Genomic DNA, 2,796 nt, shown 5'->3' with positions numbered 1-2,796 from the left:
TTCATTCAATTTTAATTTTATTGAGTTTAAAAAATTATCAGATATCATGTTTGGTAAAACATAATTTTGACCATAAACTTTATCCAAAATAAAATACTTACTTAGATCCTGCGTGAAGCAGGGATTAGTTGATTGAAATTTTCGCTAAAATACTGTTCTTTAACAATATTTGGCTCTTGCAATAAAACCGTCCATAATGTACGCTTTTATTGTATGGCCTATGGCGCTACAAAAGTGCAGATAAAATTCAACTCCAACCGCCTGACTCATTTCGGCGGTATCTATCTTTTTCATCTGTTTTTAAAACAGATTGGCTGGCGGAGTCTCATCACGCTTAACATTAGACACGAGCAACGCAATAATCATTATACGATTTCTGAATTGATTTTTTCTCTGCTTTACCCGGTAATTCTCGGATTGAGCCGCATTGAAATCTCTAAGCTTCTTGGCAACAATGGCGTCTTTAAATTATTGATTGGCTTAAATAATTTTCCCGATCCAACGACTTTGCGTCGATTTCTTATTCGCGGTTCGGAAGAAATTCTATCGCAGCTTATTCGCCTGCACAACCGATTGAGAAAATATTTTATCAATCTGATCGTGCCGGAGAAAAAACTGTTAATCGATTTAGATTCCACCGTCTGTACTTTGTATGGCCATCAGGAAGGAGCGGCGCGGGGTTACAATCCAGAGGGGCGCGGCCGCAGATCCTATCACCCGTTGTTCTGTTTTGAGCATCACAGCGGCACGAGTTTATTCGGGCTCCTCCGTCACGGAAACGCCTATACATCCGTCGGGTCGTTAGATTGTCTAAAAACATTCTTTCAACAATTCCCCAAGGAGGAATATCAAGTAAGAATGCGCGGCGATTCGGGTTTTTATGATAAGGATATTGTGGCTTTAATTAGCCAAAACAAATGCGAATTTACTATCGTCGCGAGTATGACTGGGCCGCTCAAGAATCTGGTCGTCGGACTAAAGTATCGCGCCGCGAGCGACACGGACAAGCGATATGCTTTCGCAGAAACTTTTTATCAACCAATGAAATGGGAACGGCCGTATCGTTACTGCATTATTCGAAAAAAACTGGAACCGGATGACTCCGACCAATCAACTTTATTTACCGTTAACGCTTACAGCTATTCCGCCATTGTCACCAATCTTTCAATGACGCCATTCAACATTTGGAAATTTTACAATGGCCGCGTTCAATGCGAAAGAAATATCAGAAGCTTGAAAGAGGATTATTATCTGGGCAACATTCCGACGCAAAAATTCAAGGCCAACGAACTGTATTTGGAAATTCTCCTTTGGGCATATGACCTTATTAAATGGTTTCAACGACTTTGCTTGCCAGCGGCAGATCACAACAAAACATTAGAGACGTTGCGCAATGAACTGCTTCTCTTGCCCGGCTCATTTGCCCAGCACGGCAGCCGACAGATTCTGCGCTTTCCCAAAAACTCGCCGCAACAAAAAACATTCTGGAGCGCGAAAGACAAAATTAACGGACTGGAAGATTTGAACAAAAAATTGTAAAGAGCAGGCTTTAACTGATTTATTCCTAACTGGATTTTGGAGTAAAAAATCACTTTTTCACGCAGGATCTAAGTAATAATATTAACACTTTTTTAACTGGAATAACAGTTAAAAATAAACATTCGCAAGAAGCACACGAATTTGCTGAAAAACATAGAATAAATATTTTAGGCGGAACTCATTATTCTACCGAGAGATTCGTTTGTATATCTATGGTTGATTATTTCAAGAAAATTGGGTTGCCTTCTGAGTTTATTGAAGATAAACCCGTAATGGAAGATATATAAAATTTGGCCCTGCGCGACTTTCTCACTTCGTTTGCAACTTCTCATATCCGCGAAACGTTATCCTCAATTCAATTTTGTCTTCAAATTTAACATCTTTTTTGGAAGCAAATACTATTGGTTGCAGTGTTTGAACTGAATCATTAGTTAGAGGCAGGCCAAGTTTATTCCAATGATTGATTTGGAAACTTTTTGGAATAACTGGTTTTAAAGGAATATTAAATCCATTTGTAAATACTATTCTATAATCACTTCTTTGGCCAAAATATTTTTTAGTGTTTTTTTCAAGAGACGCGTATTGTGTATCAAAATCCAGCCAGCCAAATGGTTTTAAATACACACTTGCCCAGCCGTGCTTGACTATCCTTTTTTGTTTTGGGAAAATTACAAAACCAGTGTTATTTCTAGTGGGAATTTTCAAAATTCTGCATATTGCCACAAATAAACTTGAGTATTCTCCGCAATCACCTTTAAGTCGCTTTAAATTTAAATATTTTACACCTCTTTGTTTAACTGGATAGAAGTATTTAAATTTTTTTATGATAAAATTAAAAACAGATTGAATAGTATCTAAAATATAACCATCTTTAATGATTATATTTTTGGTTAAGTCTTTTACGGCTGGAGTTTGCTCTAAAAATTTTTCATTTTTGGTATATTGCTGAAATAGTTTTAAGGAAGATAGGGGTAGTGAAAATTTTTCTTTTGTTAAATTAATTTTATTTTTCCATAAGGTTGCTTTAATATCCATTTGGATATTAATATTTTTTTGATCTTTAAATTCAAAATACAAAATTCTGTTTCCCTGGGTGTCTTTATAATAGTTCTGAGGTTTGGGTGAAATTAAAAAAGATTCTATTTTTTGCGTTGTAGAATTTAATGGTTGAACTAGCCAAACTTTTATAATGTTTTTATCGGGAGTATTAAAAATAGCTTGATACCGGATATTAAATTTTTTAGAGCAGCATAACAT

At 36.0% G+C, this 2,796-nt stretch carries 2 protein-coding genes; one reads left to right on the top strand and one right to left on the bottom strand.

The window, feature by feature from the left end:
- The first annotated feature begins 213 nt into the window (after window positions 1–213).
- Window positions 214–1,539 carry an IS1380 family transposase gene (locus KKD20_03895; GenBank protein MBU4332237.1) on the top strand — a complete coding sequence of 442 codons (1,326 nt, stop codon included), beginning with the start codon at window positions 214–216 and terminating at the stop codon, window positions 1,537–1,539.
- Between the two features lie 309 nt (window positions 1,540–1,848).
- On the opposite strand, the gene KKD20_03890 is transcribed toward KKD20_03895, so the two are convergent.
- Window positions 1,849–2,616, bottom strand: coding sequence for a transglutaminase-like domain-containing protein (locus KKD20_03890; protein MBU4332236.1), 768 nt, complete (start codon window positions 2,614–2,616; stop codon window positions 1,849–1,851).
- Window positions 2,617–2,796 lie beyond the last annotated feature (180 nt).

The sequence above is a fragment of the Patescibacteria group bacterium genome (assembly GCA_018896645.1).
Classification (GTDB): domain Bacteria; phylum Patescibacteriota; class Patescibacteriia; order UBA2591; family JABMQE01; genus JAHIMF01.
Note: the sequence above shows the minus strand (reverse complement) of the source record. Positions and strands in the feature narration are given on the sequence as shown.

Excerpts from the sequence above, each read along its gene's own strand:
- KKD20_03895 (MBU4332237.1), top strand. The coding sequence starts at position 214 with ATGGCCTATGGCGCTACAAAAGTGCAGATAAAATTCAACTCCAACCGC.